Genomic DNA, 20943 nt, shown 5'->3' with positions numbered 1-20943 from the left:
ACCACTAATTTGATTTTTTTACTTACATTTTTGAAATATATATCCAAAATATGAACAAGTTTTATATTTTTGTATAAGAACATGAACACGCGTTATACTAAAAGCGATTAAGAAAAGGAGAAGCATATGAAAAAATATTGTATGATTATTTTATGTTGTCTGATGTTATTTCTGACACCCGTTCATGCCCGTATGAAAAAAGATTTGATTTATATCACTAGTAAGGATCTTCCTTATATATACTTGATTGAAAAGGCTAATTCTAACCACCTGAATGTTTTTATTCTTCCTTCCAACCTTTATTTGAATACATCCTTGAAACAAAGTGATGTTGCCTCTGCTCGTAAATTAATAGAAGAAACTTTCCACCTGTCTACCTCAAAATACGTTTCTATTGATATGGATGCGATCGATCAAGACTTTCATATCAAGAAGAAAGATTATAACTTATCCATCATGGATGGCATTACTGCTTATTTTATGGACGCAAAAAAAGAAATCACCATATCTGATATCCTGAATTATCAGCGTTATATCGATAGTGATCTCTCTTTTTCAGATGATTATGAATTTTATAAAATGTTCTCGCATAAAGTAACGATTGATTATATTTATCTTCCTTATATGCAAGTTGATGGTATTAGTATTCCTTTGACCTTAGATATCTAAAGGATGTTTCTTTACATATGACAAAATACTTTCATAATCTTGTAAAACATCAATTTCGCTCCAATAATGACCTGCGATATCCTGAACATAAATATCACGTTCGCAAATCATAGAATATAATGTATTTTCCCACCAAAGCTGGTAATCCCCATCATGTACCAGCTTTTTTAAACGCTCATTCACCACTGGCAGCAGTTCTTTTCTAACCTTTGCTAATCCAACATATTCACTATCTCGCTCATCCTCGTGTAATTCTTTTCCATATGCCTGTAGACATTCATTTTCACATCGAAAGAAATAATCACCGCTTAACTTTCTAGAGCTGTCTGCCAATAAAACCACATCTCTTGTTTCCTGAATGAGTATATCCAGAATATCCTGTTGCCAGAACACATCCGCATTGGCAAGAATGAGATCTTCTCCCTTCAAAAGTTCTTCTCGTGCAAACCATAAAGACGCAATACTGTTTGTGACTTTATAAAATGGATTTTCATAAAAAGTAACTGGATAATCCTTTAAAGCTTCTTTGATGAGATATCCTTTAAATCCAAGACAAATGACAACATCTATATGATTTTTCAACAGTAATTCTACGGTATGTTTGATCAGTGGACCATTTCCAATATTCAGTAAACTCTTTGGTTCATTGGTTTTTGTGGATATTCTGGTGCCCATACCCGCTGCCATTAAGATTGCCTTCATGCAAGTGCCTCCTTTAGATATCGTAGTAAGATATCATAATCTTCTAAACAAAGATTTCCTAAATGCCCGATACGAAGCATTTTATGTTTTAATTCTCCACCATTTGGCGTTACATAGATATTTGCCTTATCTTTTAGATATTGATAAACTTCTTCCGCATTATGATCTGGCAATATGATAGGCGTCAAGGTATGACTGAGTGGATATTTAGGAATATTCACAGGAAGTGCTTGGACTTGTTCTCGAAAATACATTGCTTTTTTCTTTGTTTCCAATATCACTTGATCCACACCACATATATTTATTTGATGAATCCGTTGAGCCAGTTCCAATAATATGCCAACCGCAGGTGTATTGGGTGTCTGCCCGCGTTTCATATTTTCCACATGTGTTTTGATACTAAGATACATACATGTATCATCTTTGGGTTCTATCATTTTTTCATAAAATGTATCTGTGAATGCAAGCATAGAAATTCCAGGGCTACATGCCAGAGCTTTTTGTGAAGATAGTATGGCACAGTCAATACCATAACACTCCATATCAAAAGGATCACTTAAGAAGGAAGATATCGCATCTACGATGAAGTATAGCCCATGTTTCTTCGCAAAAGCACTTAAGACATCTATAGGATATAACTGCCCTGTACTGGTTTCATGTATATTCACAAGCAGAGCATCATATTGTGTACCATCTATGTTTTTCAACATATCTTCAGAAAACGCTTGAGGAAATGGTACTTTGATTTCATCATATGGAATATGATAACACGCACAAAGCTTCACAAAGCGATCCCCAAAGGAGCCTCCATTGATGATCAATACTTTATGATGTGATTGAAAGCAGCATGCCACTACACTTTCCATTGCAGCACTGCCACTGCCTGTCAAAAAGACAACCTTTCCCTGTTTCAGATGCAAAAGCATTTTTAACTCTTTTTCCATTTGTAACATCATATCTGAAAATTCTTGATCTCTAAAATATGGCAATTGTTTTGATGCAATATCTAAGGTTTCATCAAACATTTGAACTGGTCCAACCGTAAAAAGTTTCATAATAATCTCCTTTTTGTTCATTTTTAGTCATTATATACCTGTTTTTGATACAATTCAACTATTATTTTTATAATTTAATGTTCATTATTATAAAATTAAAAATAATTTTTGAACGATATATACACACATCAAAAAAATTTTTGCAAAAAAAATAAAAAAAATTTAAAAAATAGCTTGCATTTTTTTCAAAATGTAATATAATATCAGAGCAACAAGTTAGTGAGGACACTTGCTGGTGATGTTGGAATTAGTACTCTATATGGTTCCGTAGCCAAGTGGTAAGGCAATAGACTGCAACTCTGTGATCATCGGTTCAAGTCCGATCGGAACCTCCAAAAATGTGGGGTCGTGGCGAAATAGGCAGACGCAACGGACTTAAAATCCGTTGGGAGTTAATCCCGTGTGGGTTCAAGTCCCACCGTCCCCACCATTGACAAATGAAAGTCTTTGAAAAAAGACTTTTTTTGTATGTTCTCTTGAACCCAAACAAAGGCATTCCCAATACATAAGGAATGCCTTTTACTTTATCGATTCATCTTTCTAATATTATTTCTTTTCTGCTTTTCTTTTTCTATTCACCATGATAACGATAGCACCACCTGATAATATTGCAAGTGTAAACAACATACCAGCTTGAGTATGATCTCCTGTTTCTACATTTTCTGTTTTGTTTCCAGAAGTACCATTTGTACCGTTTTGACCATTTGTGCCGTTTTGTCCATTCTGTCCATTTGCACCATTTTGTCCATTAGATCCATTCTGACCATTATTATCTGGTTTTTTATTTACTGTCACAAGTTGACGAATTGCCTGATCAAGTTTTGTATATGCTTCATCAATTTCTTTTTGTGTTGCATCTTTTTGATCCATAATCGTCTGTGCGTTTTCAATGGCATTTGCCAGAGCCTTCCAGCTTTCTGCTGTATATGCATTCTTATCTTTGGCGATTGCTTCATTTAATTTTTCAATAAGGGCATCTTTATCAACAGAAACTTCTTCTTTCATGGATAACTTATTCATTGCATCTTGTAATGTTTTTAATGCTTCATCTACTTCAACCTGGGTAGCATCTTCATTGTTTAATACAGCTTGTGCTGCAGCAAGTGCTTTTTCAAATGTTTCTACACTTTCTTTTGTATAAATAGAAGTGTCTAATACTTTTGCGTCCAGGATTGCTAAATGTAATGCTGTTTTATTTTCAGCTTTTAATGTTAAGGAAGCTATTGCATCCTGTAAATTTGCAAGTGCTAAATCTACATCATATTGTGTAGCATCTTTATCATCTAATACTGCATTTGCTTTTTCAAGTTTCTTCATCACATTTGCATAGCTTTCAGATGTATAAATATCTTTATTTAAATCTTTTGCGATTGTAACTTCTTTTTCAAGTGAAGCCTTGATTACAGTTACTTCTTCAGGTGCGATTTCTCTTGGTGTTGTTAAACAAAGTTCTGCCGCAGAAGCAAATTGATTTGGTTGACCTCCACCAGATGATTCTACCTTCAAACGTACACTGGTTACATTTTTGATTGCATCAAATGAGAACTTCTGCCATCCTTCTTTTGTTTCAAATACACCAGATTTTTCCACAACATTCTTTGTGCCATCTTCTTGTGTAATGATTAATTTAAAGTCTTTGATTGCGCCGTTGCCAGTTCCACCAGGTCTTGCCATATAGCGTAATCCATCAATTGTTGTTGGTTCTTTAAAGTCAAACTGCATCCATGCATTATCCAGATTTGTTTCACCCCAATTGGTATGCCAGTAAGTACTTGGATCATTATCACTTGCGTATTCTTTTGGTCCTTCACTGCCTTGATCTGGCTGTTCACTACCAACACTCACCTCATATGCATTTGTGTCAATATCATAAGCATCTGTGAATTCATTTCCAGGTGCACTTTGCATATAATTGTCTAATGCACGAAGCATCATATATGCTTTCGCATAATCTTCTTCTGTCACAACGTCTTTATTTAACAGTACTTTTGCCTGTGTTAATGTTGTTTGATAAATCTTCCATGCTTCATTGCTGAAATCTTTTTGTTGATATTTATGTTCAACTTCATCAAGCTTATTTTGTGCTTCTTCTTTGGTAAACGTTTCTTTTACTTTTTCTACGCTCAGATTATCCAGAATAAAGTCTTTATATCCACCGAAATTCTCTTCTGCACTAGAGCTTACATTTTGTGTATCTGCTGCTTTATCAGTAGAATAGATACCAAACCATGAAGTTCCATCTAATGCTCCTGTTAATTCAAATTCATAAGTAGAAGTTGTTCCTAATGCTTTCTTTAATGGCTGTAAATCAATATTTCCAGTGCCAAATTCTCCATGACCGATTGCGACAGCATATGTACCATCACTACCTGCCTGATAATCAAAGCTAATCTTATAGGTAACACCTGGTTCAAAACGTACGTTTTGTGGAATTGTCTGATAAATCAAAGTATTATATTCAGATAACCCATTGATTTTTACAGACCAGTTGCCATCTAATACATCATCAATCTTCTTTACATCCCAGCCAGCTTGTGTATATGGTGCATTTTTTTCAGATAAGTGAATATGATTGTCCTCTACATTTTCACTACCGCCAATTACAAATGGATAAATACCCTGTGCGTTGTTTTCAAAATCATTTGTAAAGGATACAAGTTTTCCATTTTCATCTACTTTAATATTCTTTGAAGAATTTTCTACGACACGAATATCATCAAAATATGTATCGCCTTCACTGCCTGCATGTTGAAGTGTCAATTCTACCTTACTGCCATCTTTTGGTGCTGTAAAGAATACATACATGTTCTGGAAATAGCTGTTTCCATCAACAGTTGAAGAATTCGTATTATGCGTATATGCTTTTACATAGTTTTTCGCAATACTTTCTTCTGTATAGTTGCTGGTTAGTACTTTGCCGTTTGCGGTAATCGTTGCACTTGCTTTTCCTGCGCTACGATTATCTACACCAACATATAATGCGTAATCTTTGCCAGGTTCTAAATCTGTTAATGTCTGTGTAGTAGAAACTTCACCAGATAGCTTTAGCATTGGATTGCTGTGCTGGCTTTTTGCGATTGTTGCTTCTCCATCACCTGCAATCTTCCAGTTTTCTTTCAAACTTTCTAAGCCACCATTGAAGCTAGCATCTACGATATGCATGCCTTCACTCCACTTCACATTGATTTGGCTTTCTTCACCTTTACATACAACATAAGGTGTCTGTGCTTGGGCTTCAAGTGTAATTTTGCCATCAATGACATCAACTTGTTTTTCTTCCTGTTTACCTTGATCAGTTAATTTATAAACTGTTACATTGCTTAAAGATTTCCAGTTTTCTGGTAATTCCCAGCTTGTTGTACCGCCTTTGGTATTCCAGTGATATAGTTTTTCATTATTGCTTTCCACAAATTCACCGCTTTGTGCATCCCATAGCCATGGTAATAAATAGCTTTCATTTCCACTATTCTGATTTCTACCATCACCTGGTGTTACACTTCCCTGTGCTACAACTTTACCATTGAATGTCATAGTACGATAACGATAATCTGCACTGCTTTGATCATTTGATTTTCTAGCTAATACAAGTGTATTTCCTTTATCATCCTGTAAGGTGATTTGTTCATTCCCATTATTGATATTCTGATCTTGTACGGATGTATGATCTAATGGATTATTCACCCAGCTGGATACTTTAAAGTGCTGGATAAATTTTGTGGATAAATCATGGGTATATAGATTTTTGATATATGCATCATAATCATTTCTTCCCTGCCATCCTTCAAAATCTTTCATATTGTAGCCACCAAGAAGTGGAGCATTTGCGGCACCGCCATAACTTGGGAAATCGCCAACCCAGCTATCCTTTTGATGGTTTCTTAAGAAACGCATTACCTGAGAGTTTTCACCTTTTGATGTAGAATCACCATATGTTAAATCGGCAGCCCAGTGCTGGAATGTAGAATCATATTCATTTCCTGATCCCCATTCAGTTGTCATACGCCATCCATTATCATTGATCATTTTTGACATCTTACGTGTTTCCCATGAATCTTCAACATCACCTGATGTCAGGTTTCCCCATACATCCAGATAGATAAAGTCCATGTTATCGCCGACTTTTGATTTAAGATCCGCAAAACGTTTTTCTCTTGAACCACTTGCTAAATCGTAAATACCATCAATACCGATACCCTGATCTAACCAGTTCCAGCCATATCTTAAACTGCCATCGCTCTTTCTTCTTACTAGATTTTCATTAAAGGCTTTTGCTTCCGGATACATTTCTGAAGCATTCACATGAACACCAAAACGTGCACCATATGCTTTTCCTTTTTCCATCAGGGTGTTCATATCTTGAGCACCACCTATACGTTTTCCAATATCGCCATAATCAGGATGTCCAGAATCATGTCCTTCATTACCATAACCTTTTAATAAGACAGACTGTCCTAATCCATCAGTATGTAAAGCAACACGTTTTACATTATCCAATGTTGTAAGGAATGGGTTTTGTGCCTGTCCACCAAAGTTCATCGCAATACGCCATGCCACAAGTTCTGGTACTTCTTCACTCTTGTATGGATTATTCATGATTTCTCTGAATGCAATGGCACCATCCTGCCAGTTTACTTTTTGATCATTATTTGAATCACCAGTAATGGTAATTGCCATCTTTGGCATTTCTGTTTCATTTACCTGATAATTGTTTCCTTTAGAATCAGATACAACACGATGATAATACCAAGGTGCACTAGCTAGTCCCAATGATTTATATGTGCCTTCATCACTTGTTGTTGCTAAGATTCTTGTATTCTGACTGCCACCATATACTGGTGCTGCCACAGCACGGCCTTCATGTTCTGAATTACTCCACATGCCAGCACTTAATTCATTATTTGATATGAATGCATACATATAATCACGATTTTTGATATCCTCCATATCACTTGTGATATTAAAGTTTTCATCTCCCGTTTTATTAGTATTACTAGACATAACTGCGCCAGTAAAGTTTGCGCCCTCCTGATTGCTGCGCATAGATACTAAGCTGTGATTTGGAATTGCGATTGTTTGTATAGGATAATCTGCTTCACTTAAATTGTTTTGAATATCTGTGATTTCAAAGAATAATTTATTAGCTTCTACACGTATTTTTGCGCTCACAACTGCATCGATATGTTTTTCTTCATTTTTTACATTCATTGTATATGTAGCGGAAACATCACCTTTTACCAGCGTAACATCTTTATCTGATAATGCCACATCCACACCATTGATTGTAACAGTATTGATTCTTTGTGTCTGTCCATACATCACTTTATCCTTCATGGATCCTGAAGTCATGGTATATTTACGAACAGCTGGGAAGTTTTCATACAATTCTACAGCCATATCTCCAGTTTCTAACTGGAATGTTTTAGCGGCTACTTCTTTTGCGACCTGAATAGGGGCGCTGAATGTATAATTTTCATCTTTGATTTCAATTGTTCTGATTTCTTTCTGATAATCTTCTTTAGTGACAACCACATCATATTTTCCATTGATAAATTTATCTTCAAATACAAATTCACCATTTTCGTTGGTTGTTTGTTTTTCTTTACCAATTGTAACACTTGCATTTTCAATTGGCTGATTATCTTCATCTACAACTTTTCCTGAAATCGCATAAGTATTAATCACTACACTTTGTCCAGTATATTCCATATTCTGCATATAGATATCACTTACGTCATTGCCAAAAGAACCAGCTTTGATTCCAATTTTCCCTGACAAGTCCATGTCAGAATAATCTACTGCTTCAGGAAATACTTCATTGTTATTTACAATTAAATTCACTTTTTTATCAGCTGTCCATTCCATTTTCACAGTAACTTCTTCACCTTTATTAGGTGCAGCAACACGTCCACCTGTATACCAGGCGCCATCGCCATCTTTATATTTTTGCCAGAACCATCCACCAGCATCATACCCTAAGAATAAGCCATTGCCTGGATCTTTGTATCCAAGATAAAAACCAAAACGAGTACTTCCTGCATCACTGCCAGCTTTTAACTTTGTGCTAAAATAGCCTGGTTTTGAAAAATCAAAAGTTTCCCCATTTACAAATACAGCTGGATAACCATTTTTATTGCCTGCATCGTTTCCATTCTTTTCAGATGAAACCATGTGCAGCCAACCATCATTTATTTCACATGTTTCTCCACCTTTTTGAGTCGCCTCATCAATTTTCCAATTTGCGTAAATCCCGTCTTTTTCCTCCGCAGTCAGATTTCCCTGCGCTTTTGTTTCCTGTAAACCTTCTGCCATAATGTTGACCAATGAATTTGGCACAACAGATGTCATGGTAACACCCAGCGAAACAATCACTTTCATTCCTTTTTTCACTACGAAATATCCTCCTTGTTTCTTAACTTATGAAAAACATGGATATCATAAGTTCACTACGTTCATAATTTTCATGTTTCTCATGCATACGTTTCGTACGCCAACCATGATACATTGAAAGCGCTTAATCTGTACATATTGATTATTGCTTTCGTTTTTATACATATTGTTATAAAAGTTGCGTCATACACATAGCAAGATATATAAAAAATAAATAAACATTTCACTAAAACCGCAATATATGTGATATTTTATTTTACTTTCTTTTCTTCGATGATAATTAGCATATAAGCCTTTAATATAGACTTAACCAATTCATTATCATAGTGAAGCAAACACATAAAAAAACGATGATATATCATCATCGCAAGATATAAATAATTTTACTTTAGATATCTAAAAAACAGTAATATATAAAATATATTAATAATACAAGATACTATAAAATATTCACAATATTTATAAAACCATTTAAAGGACTTTTTTATTTTTTTTGATAAATATGACACAGGGTGTCAGTAAAACTATGATATCGTAAAGTCAAAAGAAAGGATAACTTACCTATGAAACGTCCAAAACTAACAAAAGATATGGATAGCACTGTATTTTTAAACTATTATTACCTAAAAGATGAGCTGGTTGCTTTTTGTCGTAGTCAAAAGCTATCCATATCAGGAAATAAAACAGAACTAACAAATCGCATTGTATACTATCTTCATACTGGAAAAAATCTATCTTCACAAAGTGAGAAAAAAAGGAAAACATCAAATGACCCCATCTCCTTGGATACCCTAATTGAAACAGATTTTGTTTGTTCACAGAAACACAGAACATTTTTTAAACGATATATTCCCTCATTTTCTTTCTATGTACCTTTTCAAAAATGGTTAAAAATAAATGCCGGTAAAACGTATCAAGAAGCTATTCTTGCTTATGATGCGATTCTCTATGATAAGAAACATCATAAAAGCAAGATTGATTCCCAATTTGAATATAACACCTATATCCGCGATTTCTTTGCGAATCAAAATGATAAAACATTAAAAGATGCTATCACATGTTGGAACTATAAGAAATCATTACCTGGACATCACCGCTATGAAGCTGATGATTTAAAGGCTTTAAATGATTAAAAAACTGCACTTTACATGCAGTTTTTTCATTGAATATTATTGATTGATAACTTCATTCTTGAAGGCTGTTAATTCTTCCATGGTTGCCATGGCATCAATTGCGCCTTCTTTCGTTGTGGTATGTGCAGCGTAGAGATTCGCAAACATTAAGAAACTTTCTAACTGATTGGCAGATACTTTTGTTAAATCCATACAGTCATTGGCTAACAGTTGATATAAGAATGCCCCAATAAAGGAATCTCCGGCCCCTGTTGTATCAAATACATTGACCTTATATCCACCAGCCATTACCTTAGATCCATCTTTACGATACATTGCGGCACCATCTTTTCCCATTGTATAAATTAAGTACTGACAACGATCCTTAAAGAAGAAATCCAAAGCATCTTCTATGTTGGTATAGCCACTGATAAATTCTAATTCCTCATCAGATATCTTGATGATATCCGCATATGGCAGAAATTCTAATATAGCGTTTCTACAGTTTTCTTCACTGTCCCAAAGATTCAAACGAACATTTGGATCAAAGCTTACCAGTACATTCTGGGATAATGCCATATTGATTAATTTTTTATGACTTTCCTTCATTGGGCTTTCCACAAGATCCACACTACAGAAATGCAAGATTCCACAATCTTTTAATGCATCTTCTTTCACATCTTCCGGCTTTAAGTTCTTATCTGCACAATCTCTACGATAGAATAAGAAATCACGATTACCATCAGATGCAAGCGATACAAAGGCAAGTGCTGTATCCGCATCATTTGTATGCATGATATCACTTGTATCTAATCCAACATTCTGAAATACCTCCATAATATGATCACCAAAGGCATCATTACCAAGCTGTGTTATAAATTTTGCTTTTCCACCAAGTCTGGCGACACTTGCGGCTACATTTGCCGGTGCACCACCAGCTACCCTTTTAAAACGTACGACGTCTTTTAAACGCTGGCCTTTTTTTTCAGGAATAAAATCAATCAATGCTTCTCCGATTGCACATAACTTTTTCATCTTCATACCCTCATTTCGTTTCGATTTGAATTTTGCCTAATTCATAGAAATGTACATTTCCATCCATGGCAGTTTCCATAAAGCGGATCTGATTATCCTCATGTGTGGTATAAACACGGGAAGTAAAGACAATTGCTCCATCATTCACAAAGATTTCAAGTGAAGATGTATCTGCATATACCAATATATTTTTGATATCCTCCACTTCCACATATCGTTTATCTCTGCCATATCCACAGGCATCAAATGATAAACATAACAGGTGTTTTTCTATATCGTAGGATAAACAGGCTCCTTTTCTTAATTGTAGCACAAAGTTATCCTGCTTCTCAATATCGATTGCCATTTCATAGCAATCAGCTAATAATTCTAAATCATTAAATGCTTTTACAGTAGATGTATAAGAAGAAGTGCGTAACTGATGCAGTTCTTCAACTGGTGTTTGATAGATTACACCAGTTTTGCTTGTAAGTACACGTGGCAGTGTTAAGGCATGCTGCCAGCCGTTTTCTGTTGTTGGATTGGTATAATCAATATCTGGTAAACCCATCCAGCCAATCAGTATTCTTCTCCCTTTTTCATCCTCAAAACTTTGAGGCGCATAGAAATCAAATCCATAATCTAATTCACAGAAATCTTTCATGGTATATGTTTCATTATCAAAATCAACATGCATTGGAAAATATCCACACTGATATACATTTTGATAATGATAGCCCTTTTGTGACAGTCCCTGTGGACAGGTGATCATAAACTGTTCTCCATCTAAATCAAATAAATCCGGACATTCCCACATATAACCAAAATTTTCTTTTTCAAAACGCATTTTATAAGACCAGTCTTTTAAATTACTGCTTTCAAATACAAGGACGCATCCATGAGATGTAAGATCTCTTGCGCCTAATACCATATAATATGTATCCTTTTGTTTATAGATTTTAGGATCACGTACATGGCAGCTCATATCTTGAGGATAATCGCTGTTTGTCATCAGCCATTCTTTATCTGATAAATGAATGCCATCTTTACTTTCCACATGAATCAGATTCTGTTCTCTTCCTGCATTTATAAAATCATAATCCTGATCCATTAATTTTACATTACCGGTATAAAAATAGTGAATGGTATCATCTTCGATGAAAGCAGAGCCGGAATAGACTCCACGTTCATCACATCTGCTGTCTGGAAATAGAACTGGCTCTTCCTGTTTAAAGTGCAACAGATCTTTGCTTGTCATATGTCCCCAAAGCTTTGTTTTTCCTTCCACATCAAAGGGGGAGTATTGATAATAGATATGATAGATACCATGATATTGGCATAAACCATTAGGATCATTTACCCATCCACTGTCTGGCATGATATGATAACCCAGATGCCATGGATCATTTGCGACCTTATTTCTTAATGCTTCATGTTGTTTATATAACGCTTCATATTCAGCTTTATTCATTGCTAAATCTTTATTTAACAATTCTGAATGCTTCCTCTCCATGTTCTACATTTCCTTTCGCATTAATTTCTATATGCTGCCCTTCGCTTAGATTAGTCACAACCACTGGTGTTTCTACAGAGAAACCTTCATTCTTTACTGCTTCAATATCAAAGGATAACATCAATGTACCTTTTGTAATTTCACTACCTTGTTCTACATAAGTTGTAAAATGTTTACCATCTAATTGTACAGTATCAATACCACAGTGAATCAATAGAGATACACCAGATGTTGTTGTAATACCGATTGCATGTTTTGTTGGGAATACGAATTCTACTTTACAATCTTCAGGTGCGTATACTTTTCCATCTTTTGGTGTCACAACAATACCATTACCCATGGTTTTCTGAGCAAATACAGGATCACTGCTTTCACTCACTGGTTTTACATCACCATCTAATGGTAAAGCAACACTTACATTTTCCATAGATACTTCTTTTACTTCTTCTTTTGTTTCTTCTTCAGGCAAGCTGATCTGTTCATTTGTTCCTGCGATTGCTGCCTGTTTTGCGGCATCACGTTTTCCTAATACCAATGTTAATACAAATGCAATGACCATAGAAATAATCAAACCGATGGCAAAATCTAACCAGTGACTTGGATGTACGGAAATAAAGCCTGGAATACCAGCAGCACCTAATGCAATTGCCAACGTTTTTGTAAATGCAATCCATGCACTACCGCATGCACTACCGATACATGCTGCGATAAATGGATAACGAAGTTTTAAGTTTACACCGAACATAGCAGGTTCTGTAATACCTAATAATGCAGAGATACCAGATGCAGAACATAATGATTTAATTTTTTCGTTCTTAGTAATCAATAATACGGCAAGTACTGCAGCACCCTGTGCAACATTACTCATAGATGCTGTTACGAAGATAAAGCTTCCACCAGTTGTAGCAGCGTCAGCAATCAACTGTGTTTCTATTGCGATAAAGCTGTGGTGCATACCTGTAATAACGATAGGTGCATAGAAGCCACCAAAGATGGCACCACCAACAAAGCCCAATGTATTATATACCCATGTAATACCAGCAGAGATTCCATCACCTAAACTACGCATTGCAGGACCTACAAATAAGAATGTTAAGAAGCCTGTGATAATAATAGCAAGTAATGGTGTTGTTAAGTTATCTAACCAGCTTGGTGTAATCTTGTGTAATTTCTTTTCAATTGTAGCTAAAATCCAAGATACCAATAATACTGGAAGTACTGTTCCCTGATAACCAATTGCCGGAATACTTAATCCAAACAGATCCCATACAGGCGCTGTAAATTCAGGTTTACCTAAGTTATAAGCATTTAACAGATCAGGATGAACCATGATCATACCCATAGCAGCACCTAGGAATGGATTCCCTCCAAATTTCTTTGTAGCACTAAATCCAATCAATACTGGCAAGAATGTAAATGGTGCATTAGAGAATGTATTTAACATAGTAGCTAATCCACTAAATTGAGGATACATCTGAATCAAAGATGTTTCTCCGCCATTAAAGAATGGAGCACTTAATACATTGTATAATCCCATCAATAAACCACCGGCAACAATTGCTGGAATAATTGGTACGAAAATATCACTTAACAGTTTTACAGCACGCTGTACATAGTGTCCGCTTTGTTTTGGTTCTTCTTTCGCTGGACCCTCCTGTCCACTGTTTCCAAGTACGTTGTTAACTTCATCGCATACCTGATTTACAGTTCCTGCGCCAATAATGATTTGATACTGTCCATTAGTTGAGAATGTTCCCTTTACAATATCCATAGCATCTAAAGCTTTTTCATCGACTTTAGATTCATCCTGTAATACGAAACGTAGACGAGTAGCACAGTGTGCAACAGAGTTGATGTTAGATTTCCCTCCAACCGCTTGAACGATTGCTTTGGCATCATTTGTGTAATTCATAAGAAATTCCTCCTTTTTTCTTTGTGGTACCGGTTCCTTACAATTAGAGTATAAAGCGGTTACAGTCATTTGTCAATACTTTGTTTAAAATATTTTAATAAAAGGTTTATTCGTTATGATATACATTGTGGTATCGGTATTACAAATTGTTTCATATTTGTTTAAAACATAAAAAAAACTGATGGTATGCATCAGCCATACTTTATCCAGTGCTTCTCTATAATAATCATAAAAAGCATCCTTAAGATGCTTTCTTTCTTGCTTTCTTTACTTTATACAACTGATAATCTGCTTCTTTCAATAAGGCTTCAACATCCTTTTGTGGCGTAGCCTGATAGGCATGCCCATAAGAAACGCTGAGAATATCTTCGATTGGAGAAGCGTGGTGTGCAATTTGTTTACCTCTGAAATCTGTTTTGACATGATTCAAGAAGTCTAGTACAGTATCTTCACTTACATTGATAAAGATTACCACAAATTCATCTCCACCATAGCGAAATGGCAAGATATCTTCTTGCGCATATCGAATCAAAGTCTTGCCAAATTCAATCAGTGCCTGATCTCCCATCTGATGACCATAGCGATCATTATATTCTTTAAAATAATCGATATCCAACATCGCAAATGCTAAAGATTTTGCTTTTTGCACTCTTTCATTCTTTAACATATGATTGAAACTTCGTCGATTGGCAGTACTTGTTAAATCATCGATATTCATCATATATTCTAACTGTTCGTTTTCTTTCTTTAGATCATTTTGTTTTTCCTTTGCACGATGTAATTCAATTTTCGTATATAAACCTGCACTGTATGTTGCCTGCTCCATATCTTCTATCGCCATGGTGATATGATAAAAACGCTCATAGGCCTCAATCAGTTCATCATGCAAATCAAATATTTTACAATACTTGATCATCAGCTTATGTATTTCCCTTAATGCCTTTACATCCTCATCTTCATTTACTTCTAAGAGAATTTCCAGACATCTTGCAGCATAGTCTTTATTTTTCAATACAAGGAAATCCATACAGATATTTATAAAAAGTTGATATACCAGCAACAGATCTTCCATTTCTTTTTCCATTTCAAATAAAGCATCACTTTTCTGATAGAATATATCCAACTGATGATCAGAAAGCGCACCAACAGCTTCACTGTATAAACGCATAAACTGCATACCTGGTGTGTAATACTGTTGATCAATTTCATCAAATGCTTTTAAATAATTATGTAGATCATCTATGCGATGACTTCGATGACAACAATGGCACAGATTGGTTAATGCGACTGCTTTGGAATATCCATTCTTATCACTGCCTTTTAAAACAGCGTAACTCTTTTTATAATAATGCAGCGCTTTTTCAAAATCTTTCTTTCCTTCAAAACAATCCGCAATATTATTATAGGCGGCTGCCATAAATGCTATATTTTGTTGTTCCTCTGCCATCGTTAAAGATTTCAGATAGTCATCCATTGCGCTAAATTCATCATTGATAGAACAATAAAACATTCCCAGGTAATTATATATTCTGACAAGCAGGTCCTGATAATTCATCGTTTCACCCAAGGTTTTGGCACGATTCAGATATAAGATACAGGAATCATTATTACGCATTGCCAGATAATAATCGCCTAAAAAGGTATAAGAAAACGCCAGCGCATAGCTGTCATTTTCTAATTTGGCTTTCTCTGTCAAGGTATAGCATAACTCCTTTTCAAGTTTTAAATCATACATGCGCACCTTTAGAATCATTTGCTCGATTTCTTCTATGCTTTTTTGTTCATATTGTACATCTGCCATGTTATCCCCCCTATCCTTTTACATTTCTTTAATACTATCTCCCTGTAATAGCTCATAACCAACAATTTGTACCTTTGGTACAGGTTCTTCTTTTAAAAGCTTACTCATGGTTTCTGCTGCGATATAACCGGCTGTATCACTGTCATAACGTATTGTGGTAAGTTTTGGTGTTAATAATGAACTGATTTCATATCCACCAAATCCCACTAGTGATATATCTTCGGGTATTCGTAAACCTTTTTCCTGTATTGCTTTATATGCGCCAAATGCCAGACGATCTGTCGCCGCAATGATCATATCTGGAATGCGTTTCATCAATAATTTTTTTACTTTTTCATATGCAACATCAAAACTGAAATCTGCATGCAGCAATTCTATCTTTGTGACACCTTTATGCTTTAATCCATCTAAAATGCCCTTTTTTCTTTCTACACCAACTGCCTGATCACTTTCCATCACACCGATATACACAATATCTCGATGCCCTTTTTCTGCTGCTAATTCACCAACTTTAATCCCAGCATGATAATCATCATATAGAATAGAGATACCATCTTTAAATTTTTGTCCAACAAACACAACAGGCAGATCCATTTTTTTCACTAGCGCACAATGTGCTTCACTTACCTGTGTCGCAATCAAAATGATACCATCTACATTCATACGCCATAGACTTTCCATATATTTCAGTTCCAGCTTTTCATCATGATCCGTATTGATCACCAGGGACATATAATTTTCTTTGCGTAGATAATCGTCAATTGCCATCATTGTACGGGAAGTAACTGTTGAATCAAGACATGGTGCTATCACACCGATGATACGGCTTTGTTTCGCTTTTAAACTTTGCGCAAAAGCATTAGGTTCATAATTATATTTTTCAATAATGCTTTTTATTTTTTCTCTTGTTTCATCCTTTACATATCCGCCGTTAAAATAACGGGAAACGGTGCTTTTTGTAACACCGCTCATATCAGCGATATCCTGCATCGTCATTTTTTTCTTCATACTAAAACCATCCTTCTCACGTAAGTTCATTATAAGACAACTCTGCAACTTTTACAAACCTATTTTTGTAGCATATCCTACAAAATCGTGTTACACTATGAATCATATGGAGGTCATATCTATGTATACTTTTGAATTTCTTAAAGAACATGAATTATCTAATGTTATTAATATTATCAGCCAGCGTATTCAATGGATGGATGAAAAAGGCATGAAACAGTGGAATCAGGGAGATTATCTGTCTTTTTATTCTTCAGACTATTTCTTGAAGCATCTTCAGAAGCAAGAAATACTGGGTATGAAAGAGGATGGACAAATTATTGGCATCGTTGGCTTTTTTCATGATGATGAGCGCTGGGATCATGATGATGCCTATATGTATTTACATCATCTTGCGACTTTACCATCTTATCATGGTGTCGGTGCCTTATTTGTGAAAGCTTGTGAAGATATCGCAAAGCAGATGGGAAAAAGAGGTATACGCTTAGATTGTCAGAAAGGTAATGATGCTATTCATCGCTTTTATGATGATATGGGATATATTAGCAAAGGTGAATTCACCTCGGGTGAATATATCGGTATTCGTAAAGAAAAATTATTAAGATAATTAAATTTTTTTATACTGCATCAGTTCACTGATGCTTTTTTCATATCGAAGACTATGTGTTTTTTCTTGCTTTTCCTTATAGAAACACTTATCATAAAAGAAATGAGGTGGAAAACATATGGAAAATATTCATACTTATATCAAATGGCGCGGGGATCTGCCATTTTCTAAAGCCCCTTTGAATGAAGCAGATAATCTTGCTTTCTGCTGTTTATCCTATATACGCTTTCAAGGTGTTTTTGCATTAACGCATAAAAAATCAATAACGATCAGGGAAGCATATGAAAAATTTATGACATTAGAAAATCAGGTGTATCGAACAGAAGATGATTTGGTTTTATTTGAGTTAATGGCACATAGTGTTCGTTACCAAAATGTAAAAATACATGCCTATGTTGATCATATTGATGAACAACTGCAAAAGCAGTTCTCTGCATTGACTTTACAATTCTATGGACCACATTGCTATGTGGCATTTCGAGGTACGGATAATACATTAGTTGGATGGAAAGAAGATTTCAATATGACCTTTATGGAAACTGTTCCCAGTCAAAAAGAAGCTGTGGAATATTTAAATATGGTCGCTAGTAAACATAAAGGTAAGCTTTATATCGGCGGTCATAGTAAGGGTGGAAATCTTGCGGTATTTGCCAGTGCATTCTGTGAGCCTGAGATACAGGAGCGTATCGTTTCGGTTTATAATAATGATGGTCCAGGTTTTAGTGAACAAGTGCTCAAAAGTGATGGATATCGTCATATGAAAGAACGTGTACAAACATATGTGCCACAATCCAGCATAGTGGGTATGTTGTTGAATCATGAAGAAATGATTCATGTTGTAAAAAGTACACAGATTTCTTTGTGGCAGCATGATCCCTACTCATGGCAGATTATGGGACCTGATTTTCAATACTTGGAAACCATTGATACCTCTAGTCAATTGATGGATAAAACAATGAAAAACTGGTTATCTGGATTAACTTTTGAACAACGTGCTGCTTTTGTGGATACGATGTATGATATCTTTCATTCTACCAATGCGAAAAGTTTAAAAGAACTAAAAGAAAATAAGATCAAGAATATCGCTATATTATTAAAAGCCTTCTCTAATACAGACGCAAATACACGTAAAATGATGAATGATACCCTTTCTGCTTTCTTTTCCAGCATGAAAGATGCGGTGGAGGAAATGTTACCAAAAGAAGATAAATAGATATTTAAAACAAAAATGGACAGAATTCTGCCCATTTTTTACTCTAATATTCCTCCATGAAAATAACATTCATACGTTTTCTCATCTTCATATAGTATGACTTCTTTCCCCTGGAAATAATTAATCGCCCTTGGCTTGAACATTATTAAATTTAACAAACTTGAATTTATTACTTGTCCTTAATTTTAAAATTTTCATAAAGAAATTTTATATATTTATCTCTTTCTTCTGTAGTTAATTCTCTGCTAAAGGAATTTATCCCATTTTCTTTTCTTTTTTCTCCATCTGTATAAACAGTTATCCACGCTAATAATTTTTGATCATTAAGTGCTTCTAACTCTTCCATTGTAACTTTTATATCATTTCTTTTTTTCTTATGTTCTTTTATATAGTATAAGTCACCATCTACGAAACCATAAGATATTTCTTTTAAGTTATTTAATTTATTGTGATTTTCTAAATAAAATTTCTCTAATCTTGTTTTGAACGATTCAAGGATAATAGTGTAATTTATATCGTTATAAGCAATGAAGTATGGTTTTTCTCTTCCAATTATAAAAGCATCATCATCAAATACTGCTTCTACAGTATAACAATCTTCATCCTCATATAAGTTAAAAAGTAATGTAGAAAATTTTGATGAATTGTTTTCAAGAATTTGATTATACAAATCCTCTAATGTTTCTTTTCTTTCTTTACCTTTAAGCATATTCAATAATCCCATTTTCATCTCTCCATTCTTAATCACTAATTCTAATTTTTTCGATTTTTATTATACCCTGCGAAACCCTTATCTTCCATATATTTTTTTCAAACAATCTGCCGGTAAAATCACCATACTTCTAAACTATCTTCCACATGAATTCAACAAACTGGAAGTTGTCACTTACACTTAATAGTAAACAAACTATATCCACTTAATACAATATACATGGGAACCACTATATATAATGTTATGTCTGCATATCCATTGAAACTTGAAAAACAGTATGGTAACGCACAAACATTTATAAAAAAATGAATGATAATAGGAATCCATATGTTATTCGACTTCTTATAAACCGTACCAAGAAAAATCCCCATTCCAATCATCCAAATAACTTTACTTACTATTATAATCATTGGTTGATTCATAACTTCTAAAATATGCCCCAATCCAAAAATAACGGACGATAGAACAACAGCAATCAATGTTTGATTTTTGTTATTATAAAATATCTTTTCAATCAGATTTAATAACAGACCTCGTATATATAATTCTTCAACTATCGCCACACCAATATAATATATCACTCCTTCTACAAGAACCTTTATTATTGAAGGATGTTTATCAAATGGTCTTAGACCTACATAAAATGCAACAAATCCAATAAAAGCCACTACAATACCAATAACTCCATATTTCTTCAAGCCATTAACTAATCCCACTTTTGTAAATCCTAATTTCCATTGCGGACATAACTTTTTTAAATATACAAAACTTATGATACCAATAATAATGAAATTCATCATCATTGTAAAGTAATAGGGTTCAATATCTGCAATTTCAACATGAACAAAAAATACACTTGGAATTCCTGTAATTTCCATCAACGCAATTAATATCGTCAATATTGCAATCAACACATTTTGTTTTGCTTTCATAAATCTATCATATCCCCCTACAACTTTTAATTTGTTCTTGACTTCATTATACTTCATTCACCCATGAAAATATAGCACAAATTTTTGAAATATCTCGTCTATAACAACTTTGAAATCGTATAATAGCAGCATTTTGAGGGTAGCTTAAATATCTCTGCAATATATAAGAAACATTCCCATTATATTATTGGACGTTCTGATGCACATGGGAACAGCAGACGAAAAACGGGCATTTACGACCTAACGGATACTCGGTATCTTTCGCTTATGTATATTCTTTTTTTTCTTCGCCATAACAAGTTATTT

The 20943-nt window shown here is 34.6% G+C and carries 14 protein-coding genes and 2 tRNA genes; 6 read left to right on the top strand and 10 right to left on the bottom strand.

The genetic code is table 11. The annotated features are described in order from the left end of the window. The first annotated feature begins 126 nt into the window (after positions 1-126). Complete coding sequence (locus tag DW761_RS17040) at positions 127-669, top strand: hypothetical protein (RefSeq protein ID WP_117518862.1); 543 nt, start codon at positions 127-129, stop codon at positions 667-669. On the opposite strand, the gene DW761_RS17035 is transcribed toward DW761_RS17040, so the two are convergent. Next, positions 658-1371, bottom strand: coding sequence for an NTP transferase domain-containing protein (locus tag DW761_RS17035; RefSeq protein WP_117453875.1), 714 nt, complete (start codon positions 1369-1371; stop codon positions 658-660). The two genes, DW761_RS17040 and DW761_RS17035, sit on opposite strands and share 12 nt — an antisense overlap. Continuing rightward, positions 1368-2426 (bottom strand): pyridoxal-phosphate-dependent aminotransferase family protein, encoded by a 1059-nt coding sequence (locus tag DW761_RS17030; protein WP_117518861.1) that lies wholly within the window; start codon positions 2424-2426, stop codon positions 1368-1370. Before DW761_RS17030 ends, DW761_RS17035 begins: the two co-directional genes overlap by 4 nt. Positions 2427-2687: 261 nt before the next feature. Between DW761_RS17030 and DW761_RS17025 the strand changes: the two genes are divergently transcribed. Next, a tRNA-Cys gene (locus DW761_RS17025) sits at positions 2688-2761 on the top strand. Between the two features lie 7 nt (positions 2762-2768). Beyond that, positions 2769-2856, top strand: a tRNA-Leu gene (locus DW761_RS17020). Between the two features lie 116 nt (positions 2857-2972). Here DW761_RS17020 and DW761_RS17015 read toward each other — a convergent pair. Beyond that, positions 2973-8813: an endo-alpha-N-acetylgalactosaminidase family protein gene (locus DW761_RS17015; protein WP_199485654.1), complete on the bottom strand. Its 5841-nt coding sequence runs from the start codon at positions 8811-8813 to the stop codon at positions 2973-2975. A gap of 563 nt (positions 8814-9376) precedes the next feature. Here DW761_RS17015 and DW761_RS17010 point away from each other — a divergent pair. After that, positions 9377-9946 carry a DUF6434 domain-containing protein gene (locus DW761_RS17010; protein WP_117518860.1) on the top strand — a complete coding sequence of 190 codons (570 nt, stop codon included), beginning with the start codon at positions 9377-9379 and terminating at the stop codon, positions 9944-9946. A 36-nt stretch (positions 9947-9982) separates the two neighbouring features. Here DW761_RS17010 and DW761_RS17005 read toward each other — a convergent pair whose 3' ends face one another. The 5 genes from DW761_RS17005 to DW761_RS16985 all read right to left on the bottom strand — a co-directional run bounded on the left by DW761_RS17005 (position 9983) and on the right by DW761_RS16985 (position 17173). Continuing rightward, on the bottom strand, positions 9983-10960 hold the full coding sequence (locus DW761_RS17005; RefSeq protein ID WP_199485653.1) for a carbohydrate kinase family protein: 978 nt from the start codon (positions 10958-10960) through the stop codon (positions 9983-9985). A 10-nt stretch (positions 10961-10970) separates the two neighbouring features. Next, positions 10971-12452 carry a glycoside hydrolase family 32 protein gene (locus tag DW761_RS17000; protein WP_233513121.1) on the bottom strand — a complete coding sequence of 494 codons (1482 nt, stop codon included), beginning with the start codon at positions 12450-12452 and terminating at the stop codon, positions 10971-10973. Further along, a complete protein-coding gene (locus tag DW761_RS16995; RefSeq protein WP_117518858.1) occupies positions 12421-14364 on the bottom strand; it encodes a sucrose-specific PTS transporter subunit IIBC in 1944 nt (647 codons plus the stop codon). The genes DW761_RS17000 and DW761_RS16995 overlap by 32 nt, the downstream gene beginning before the upstream one ends. A 241-nt stretch (positions 14365-14605) precedes the next feature. Further along, on the bottom strand, positions 14606-16165 hold the full coding sequence (locus DW761_RS16990; protein ID WP_117453863.1) for a GGDEF domain-containing protein: 1560 nt from the start codon (positions 16163-16165) through the stop codon (positions 14606-14608). Between the two features lie 18 nt (positions 16166-16183). Continuing rightward, positions 16184-17173, bottom strand: coding sequence for a LacI family DNA-binding transcriptional regulator (locus DW761_RS16985; RefSeq protein WP_117518857.1), 990 nt, complete (start codon positions 17171-17173; stop codon positions 16184-16186). A 121-nt stretch (positions 17174-17294) separates the two neighbouring features. Here DW761_RS16985 and DW761_RS16980 point away from each other — a divergent pair, with 121 nt between their 5' ends. Together DW761_RS16980 and DW761_RS16975 are read left to right on the top strand one after the other, a co-directional pair. Continuing rightward, a complete protein-coding gene (locus tag DW761_RS16980) occupies positions 17295-17780 on the top strand; it encodes a GNAT family N-acetyltransferase (protein ID WP_158553839.1) in 486 nt (161 codons plus the stop codon). A gap of 118 nt (positions 17781-17898) precedes the next feature. Then, positions 17899-18993: a DUF2974 domain-containing protein gene (locus DW761_RS16975; protein ID WP_117518855.1), complete on the top strand. Its 1095-nt coding sequence runs from the start codon at positions 17899-17901 to the stop codon at positions 18991-18993. A gap of 169 nt (positions 18994-19162) precedes the next feature. Here DW761_RS16975 and DW761_RS16970 read toward each other — a convergent pair whose 3' ends face one another. After that, on the bottom strand, positions 19163-19717 hold the full coding sequence (locus DW761_RS16970; protein ID WP_117518854.1) for a hypothetical protein: 555 nt from the start codon (positions 19715-19717) through the stop codon (positions 19163-19165). A 158-nt stretch (positions 19718-19875) separates the two neighbouring features. Beyond that, on the bottom strand, positions 19876-20694 hold the full coding sequence (locus DW761_RS16965) for a CPBP family intramembrane glutamic endopeptidase (protein ID WP_117453856.1): 819 nt from the start codon (positions 20692-20694) through the stop codon (positions 19876-19878). Positions 20695-20943 lie beyond the last annotated feature (249 nt).

The organism is Absiella sp. AM29-15, assembly GCF_003434225.1.
In the GTDB taxonomy this organism is placed as follows: domain Bacteria; phylum Bacillota_I; class Bacilli_A; order Erysipelotrichales; family Erysipelotrichaceae; genus Hoskinsella; species Hoskinsella hominis.
The sequence above is the reverse complement of the archived record's forward strand: the minus strand, read 5'-3'. Positions and strand labels throughout refer to the sequence as shown.